The organism is Kaarinaea lacus, from assembly GCF_975902315.1.
Genome location: NZ_CDLKIE010000093.1, coordinates 1 through 6341, shown reverse-complemented (window position 1 = coordinate 6341; position 6341 = coordinate 1). Strand labels below are relative to the sequence as shown.

Below are 6341 nucleotides of genomic sequence, written 5' to 3'. Positions count from 1 at the left end.
CATATGGTTAAATATAATAATGATTCATTGAACAGCACTTTTGGTGCGCTTTCAGATCCCACGCGGCGGGCCATTCTTGCTCGTTTAGCGAAGGGAGAGGCGCAAGTAACTGAATTAGCGGAGCCTTTTGGTATATCACTACCGGCAGTGTCGAAGCATTTACGAGTGTTAGAACAGGCGAAACTGATTGAGCGACACAAGGACGGACGCATACATCGTTTTACCATAAATCCCAGGCCCTTGCAGTCGGCACATAGCTGGATCGAGCATTATGAACAGTTCTGGACTGAACAGCTGGCGTCGTTAGGGAAATATCTCGACAAGACCATTTCAAAGGAGGAAAAAAAATGACAGTAGCGGCACAAGCAGCAGCAGAAACCCTGGTTCTTCGTCATCACTACGACGCAAATCCTGAACTGGTATTCCAGGCATGGTCAGATCCTAACGCATTAGGCGAATGGTTCGGCCCACATTCCCATAAGTGCAAAGTTGAAAAGTATGACTTTCGGGAAAACGGCGATTATCAAATTCGTATGATTCCTGTTGGTGAAGACGCTGACTGCGCAGGTGATACCACGGCGGATTCTGTGTGCGCAGGCAAGTTCGTGCAGATCATCGCATCGGAAAAAATCGTAATGACCTTTAACTGGATCGAAAATGGTGCCGACATGGGTGAGACATTGTTAACTATCGAAATGTCTGCGGCAAATGGTGGTACTGATTTGATTTTGACGCACGAGCGCTTGCCTAGTGAAGAATTGTATGAGGCACACAAAGGCGGATGGGAAGGTACACTGGAGTGTTTGGAAGAATTTCTTTCGGCATAGCATCGTCTGTTTTGTGATATCGAGGTCAGGGAAATCAAAATCCCTGACCTTTTCCGTTCTAACCTAGCTCTTTATACATTTAATGGATTCATAACTGGCAAACGGATTGCTGGAAGAAAAGGTCCACCAGTCCCGGGTAATGGTGGCATATAATTGCCGATAGTCGACATGGTGAAGCAGGTTCTTGTTGTTAAGCTGTGTCAGCGATGGTTGCTTGCCATAGAATCCGCCTTTTACTGATCCACCTAAGAGCAAATGGGGAGCAGCGGTGCCGTGATCGGTACCTTTACTGCCGTTTTCGCCAGCACGGCGACCAAACTCCGAATAGGTCATCACCAGGGTATTTTCCCAGTGATTATGTTCGGCCAGTGTATTCCTTAGCGCGGCCAGGCTTTGTGCCAGTTGTTTTAACAAACGATCATGTTTTTGGCGTTGGATGTTGTGAGTGTCAAAACCACCCAATGACACTTTTATGGTAGTGACCGGAGCATCTGACAAGATAATAGTTGCTGCGAGCTGTAATTGTTTACCCAGTTTATGCCTGGGAAATTTTTCCTGAATATCAGGTATTTTCCGGATGTACTGCTGTAAAGCCAGGGCAGAGTCATAAATCTTCTGTTGCGTATGAAGAATGTGAGCCAGGGCCGGATTGTCAGTTGTAACATTAGGCAACCTCAATTGATTTGCCTGGCTAAAAAACTGCCTGGGATTGTTCATAATGATGTTATGCGCATCCTGGCCCTGCAGTGGTCCCGCATCAAATCCCGTGCTGATTCCGTGCGCCATTAATGATTCTAACGCGGATTGTCCCTTAAAAGTTCGGGTTAACCAACCTTCGCCAATGTAGTCATCACTGTCCGATCCTGAGTTCCAGATTTCTATAGAACGGAAATGAGATAAATTGGGATTTTTATAACCGACACCAAGCACAATCGCCAGTTCGTTTGAATCCCATATAATTTTAACAGGCGATAGTGATGCATTAAGACCGAGTTGTTCGTTCAATTGTATAATCTGATCTCGTGCAACCGCTAGAGTCGGGCGCAAATGATAATACTGTGGGTCAGCATATGGGATAACTGTATTTAATCCATCATTACCGCCTTTTAGTTCGATAAGGAGTAGCTTTTTCTTCCACAGGGAAGTATCCAGCATGGTTGTCTTCGATAATGACCACGGCGCGTAAAACATTATGGGTGTAGCAGCAGCCAGTTTTATAAAGTCGCGACGATTCATATTATTTGCCAAAGAATCATATAGTGGTTACTTTAATTGATACACAGGATCCAATAACAATTGCATGGTATATTGATAGAGATCATTGCTGGATACCGGGTTAATCTTTTTAAGAGGCAGCAATACTTTTTCGAGCATATGACTGTTTAACTGGTTGGCTGTCAATTCCAGCAAAAAGCTGTCTGACATCCTGATATCCATCTTCATATTGTCTTTTTTCATCCGCCTTTTCTGCATGTGATGCATATCCTGCCCGCGAGATATTTTTTGTAGAAATGCCTGCCTTGCTAGCAAGGTATCTGCACTTATCCAGCGCTTCCCGCCCGGCCAGCCTTTGACCGTCTGAGGGTCCATGATGTCCTGGCCCAGTCGTCTGTTATAACGCGCAACAGGTGCCAGGTCATGAACATGAATTTGCAATTGTCGAATGGTTCCTACTGTTAATTCCAGGGGTGATTTAATTAAGGTGCCATAGTTGCCGCTGTTCATAAATTCCGGGGACAAGAAAATGGCTTTTAGTACAGGTTTAATTTCATAATCATTGCTGCGAAAAACATCGGCAAGTTGATCTATCATTGCATCATTAGGTGTTAAAGACACAAACTCTTTCCACAATTTGGCGGCAATGGTCGTTGCGGTTCGTGGGTGCTCCAGTAATAGATTAATAATGTCGTCGCCATTCAGGTTACCGGTTTTTCCCAGAAATGTTTTGGAGCCAAAATCGTGTTTCTTTCGCGCGAAACGATACTCGGCAGTTTGGCGCCTCACTTTCCAGCCAGTAAAGGAGCGAGCGGCTTCCCGGACATCTTGTTCAGTATAGTTACCTTCGCCCAGAGTGAATAATTCCAGCAACTCACGCGCAAAGTTCTCGTTGGGTTTATCCTTATTGTTACTGACATTATCCAGGTAAATCAGCATCGCAGGATCTCTACTTACAGCATGAAGCAGTCTACCGAAATTTCCCATGCAGTGACCGCGAAACAGCATGTTTTGCTGATACATGAAGTTTGGCCATTTCACTTTTTTAAGGCTGGAAGTGAAATGGTTGTGCCAAAACAGTGTCATTCGTTCTACTAACGGATTGGGTGTTTCAACTATTTCATTTAGCCACCAGGTTTTTAACTGTATATGCCGGGCACGTATTTTTTTTCTAAACGCCTTTTTGTCTTCGCGAGACAGTTGTTTCCTTAGTTTTTTGCTGGGCGGCAGTTCATTTACCCAATCTGGAGGGGGAATGATGGTAGCGGTGCTTGCTGATGATAACAATTGCTCGATAACTATTTCATAGGGTACATCCAGGTACGGCTGGATGTCGGTGGCCGTTGCGCCAAAGCCAATGCGGTTGTGTAAATGCTTTAATAATTGAAAATTCGACATAAAATGCCTGAATGCGTCTCAGTTGAGTAAAATTGTAGCACTAACGCTTAGCAGCAATACAAATAATTATAGCGACATTTTTGATGTATCGAGGTGTATTCGTCCAAAGAGGTTAAGACCCCCTTAATCAACATTTCAGCGTCAATTCAGTTTGGTGTCCTAGACTTTCCCTAACATTATGAAAGAGGCGATTAATCTGATGAAACAGGCGAATAATCTAACTCGGGTTTGGGACCCCATTGTACGCAGCTTTCACTGGATCCTGGTGAGTGCGTTCTTTATCGCATACCTGACTGAAGATGACTTTTTATCGTTGCATGTCTGGGCGGGATACACCATCGGTGTTGCACTAATCATCCGTATTATTTGGGGTTTGATAGGCACCCGGCATGCTCGATTTACCGATTTTGTTACTACCCCGAAAACCGCCATACGTTATATCAAGGACACATTGGCACTGCGTGCCAGGCGCTACCTTGGCCACAATCCTGCGGGTGGTTTGATGATTGTTGCCATGATTGTCAGTCTGATTATTACGGTATTGACGGGAATTGCCTTGTACGGGATTGCCGAGCAAGCCGGTCCTCTGTCAGCAACCATGGGAAATGCGGGCGAATTCTGGGAGGACGTACTGGAAGGTGTGCACGAGTTTTCAGCAAGCTTCACATTGACTCTGGTAGCAGTGCATATTGCAGGTGTCGTTATTGAGAGTCTGCTCCACAAAGAAAACCTGGTGGTATCTATGATTAACGGATTTAAACGAGCAGAGTAAACACTTGCGTTGAAAAAATATTACTTAAACCTGACGGAGAAAAACAATGCAGTATAAACGTTCACTTATTATAGGTAGCTTGTTATTTGTTGTTGGCTCTGTGCATGCAACTTCCCAGAGCTCGGTTCTGGTGGTAAACGACTTGATTGCTGAATATCAACAGCGCGGTGCACAACAACCTGATGCGGAGAAAGCCAGGATGCTGTGGACACAAAAGTTTCGGGATAAGAAAGGAGAGAAGAATCGTAGTTGTGCAAGTTGTCACACAGACAACCTGCGTTCAGCAGGAAAACACGTACGTACCGGAAAGGTTGTCCAGCCGCTGGCACCTTCAATCAACAGTGAGCGGTTAACCGATGCCGGAAAAGTTGAAAAATGGTTTAAGCGTAATTGCAAATGGACGTTTGGCAGGGAGTGTAGCCTGCAAGAAAAAAGTGATTTTTTAAGTTATATATTTAGCCAATAGTATTAATTCTGACAAAGAGGTATTTACCATGAAGCGAGCTTACTGGTTTCCATTGATTGTGGCGATTCCATTACTAACAATAGCTAGCGTTTCTTTTGGGGACGATGATGATGGTTTTTTTAAATTCTGGAAGCGACAGCCTGGTGTTGCTCCAGTTGCTAACCAGCTTTACAAAGAGGAATGTGGATCCTGCCATTTTGCCTATCAACCGGGATGGCTGCCGGCGCAATCCTGGCGCAAGATGATGTCAAATCTTGATGATCACTTCGGCGATAATGCGGAATTAAAGCCTGCCAAGGAGGAGGCCATTCTGGATTACCTGGTCAGCAACAGTGCAAGCAATTCAGACCATCGCCGTTCTAAAAAAATAATGCGCTCACTACCGGATACGGCTGCACCACAACGTATTACAGAGTTACATTATATAAAGCATGAACACGATGAGTTACCAGAACGTTTGGTATCGAAAAACGAAAATGTCGCAAGTTTGAGTAATTGCAACGCGTGCCATCAGGACGCCGATAAAGGGTATTTTAGTGAGCGCCAAATTAGCATTCCCGGCCATGGTAAATGGGATGACTAGTGACGGGTTAACGTGTCCGATGTATGATACGCGTATCTGATAATAGAATGGCTATATCTATGTTTAATATGCTACTTAAGCGGTTTGTCGTGATTTTACTGGCCTTGCCATTAGTGGGATTTGCAAAAGACATTGACCAGGATGATGCCAGGGCACTGAAGCAGCAGGGAATCATTTTGTCACTAGAGCAAATTCTGCAGGCCGCACAACGCGTACATCCTGGCAGGGTCATTGAAGTGGATCTGGAACAAAAGCGTAACCTTTATATTTATGAGGTCGAAATAGCAGACAGTAACGGCCAGGTCTGGGAGATGAAGTTTAATGCCAGTGATGCAACGCTATTGTCGGACGAACGGGAAGATTAATCATGCGGTTATTGATCGTTGAAGATGATGTTTCCCTGGGTCCGCTATTAAAAAAGGAAATGGAACGACATGGATTTGCCGTAGATTTAGCAGACAATGGTGTGGACGGTCAGCTCATGGGTGAAATAGAACCTTATGATGCCATAATCCTGGATTTAGGTCTGCCAAAACGACCAGGGCTCGAAGTACTGGAAAACTGGCGCGCCAGCAACATAGATACACCTGTCATTATTCTTACCGCACGCGACGCCTGGCACGAACGCGTCGATGGCTTTAAGGCCGGTGCAGACGATTATCTCGGTAAGCCGTTTCATACTGAAGAACTGCTGGCGCGCGTCAATGCGCTTATCAAACGCGCCAACAAACAGACCGGCGGTATATTAAAACAGGGAAATGTTACACTGGACGAGGAACGCCAATATGTCATTGATGCCGGTGGATCAGAGCACGAATTAACAGGTACGGAGTTTCGTCTGCTACGCTATTTTATGATGAATCCCGGAAAAATACTTTCAAAAACTGTGTTGACCGAGCACGTCTATGACTATGATTCCGATAAAGACAGTAATGTTATCGAAGTATACGTCAAACGCTTACGGCAACTGCTAGGTAAAGACGTGATTGAAACACGACGTGGACAAGGTTATATTTTTCGCGGATCATCCTGATGCGATCAATTCAGACTCGACTCGCCACAGGGTTATTATTGTCTTTG

General features: G+C 44.9%; 9 protein-coding genes. 7 read left to right on the top strand and 2 right to left on the bottom strand.

The window, feature by feature from the left end; translation table 11 throughout:
• The first annotated feature begins 3 nt into the window (after nt 1–3).
• Both ACWVCM_RS02260 and ACWVCM_RS02255 read left to right on the top strand, forming a co-directional pair.
• Nucleotides 4–351 (top strand): ArsR/SmtB family transcription factor, encoded by a 348-nt coding sequence (locus tag ACWVCM_RS02260; protein ID WP_455200080.1) that lies wholly within the window; start codon nt 4–6, stop codon nt 349–351.
• Nucleotides 348–827: an SRPBCC family protein gene (locus ACWVCM_RS02255; protein ID WP_455200079.1), complete on the top strand. Its 480-nt coding sequence runs from the start codon at nt 348–350 to the stop codon at nt 825–827. The genes ACWVCM_RS02260 and ACWVCM_RS02255 overlap by 4 nt, the downstream gene beginning before the upstream one ends.
• 63 nt (nt 828–890) lie before the next feature.
• On the opposite strand, the gene ACWVCM_RS02250 is transcribed toward ACWVCM_RS02255, so the two are convergent.
• Together ACWVCM_RS02250 and ACWVCM_RS02245 are read right to left on the bottom strand one after the other, a co-directional pair.
• Complete coding sequence (locus ACWVCM_RS02250) at nt 891–2063, bottom strand: DUF1501 domain-containing protein (RefSeq protein WP_455200078.1); 1173 nt, start codon at nt 2061–2063, stop codon at nt 891–893.
• A 27-nt stretch (nt 2064–2090) separates the two neighbouring features.
• A complete protein-coding gene (locus ACWVCM_RS02245) occupies nt 2091–3440 on the bottom strand; it encodes a DUF1800 domain-containing protein (RefSeq protein WP_455200077.1) in 1350 nt (449 codons plus the stop codon).
• 199 nt (nt 3441–3639) lie between these two features.
• On the opposite strand from ACWVCM_RS02245, the gene ACWVCM_RS02240 reads away from it, so the two are divergent.
• From ACWVCM_RS02240 to ACWVCM_RS02220, 5 genes are read left to right on the top strand one after another with little or no spacing between them, the layout of a single operon-like run.
• Nucleotides 3640–4212 (top strand): cytochrome b/b6 domain-containing protein, encoded by a 573-nt coding sequence (locus ACWVCM_RS02240; RefSeq protein WP_455200076.1) that lies wholly within the window; start codon nt 3640–3642, stop codon nt 4210–4212.
• Between the two features lie 46 nt (nt 4213–4258).
• Entirely contained in the window at nt 4259–4678 is a 420-nt protein-coding gene (locus ACWVCM_RS02235; protein ID WP_455200075.1) for a DUF1924 domain-containing protein, read from the top strand.
• A gap of 28 nt (nt 4679–4706) precedes the next feature.
• A complete protein-coding gene (locus ACWVCM_RS02230) occupies nt 4707–5261 on the top strand; it encodes a diheme cytochrome c (protein WP_455200074.1) in 555 nt (184 codons plus the stop codon).
• Nucleotides 5262–5320: 59 nt separating this feature from the next.
• Nucleotides 5321–5626: a PepSY domain-containing protein gene (locus ACWVCM_RS02225; RefSeq protein WP_455200073.1), complete on the top strand. Its 306-nt coding sequence runs from the start codon at nt 5321–5323 to the stop codon at nt 5624–5626.
• Nucleotides 5627–5628: 2 nt separating this feature from the next.
• Nucleotides 5629–6294, top strand: coding sequence for a response regulator transcription factor (locus ACWVCM_RS02220; protein WP_455200072.1), 666 nt, complete (start codon nt 5629–5631; stop codon nt 6292–6294).
• Nucleotides 6295–6341 lie beyond the last annotated feature (47 nt).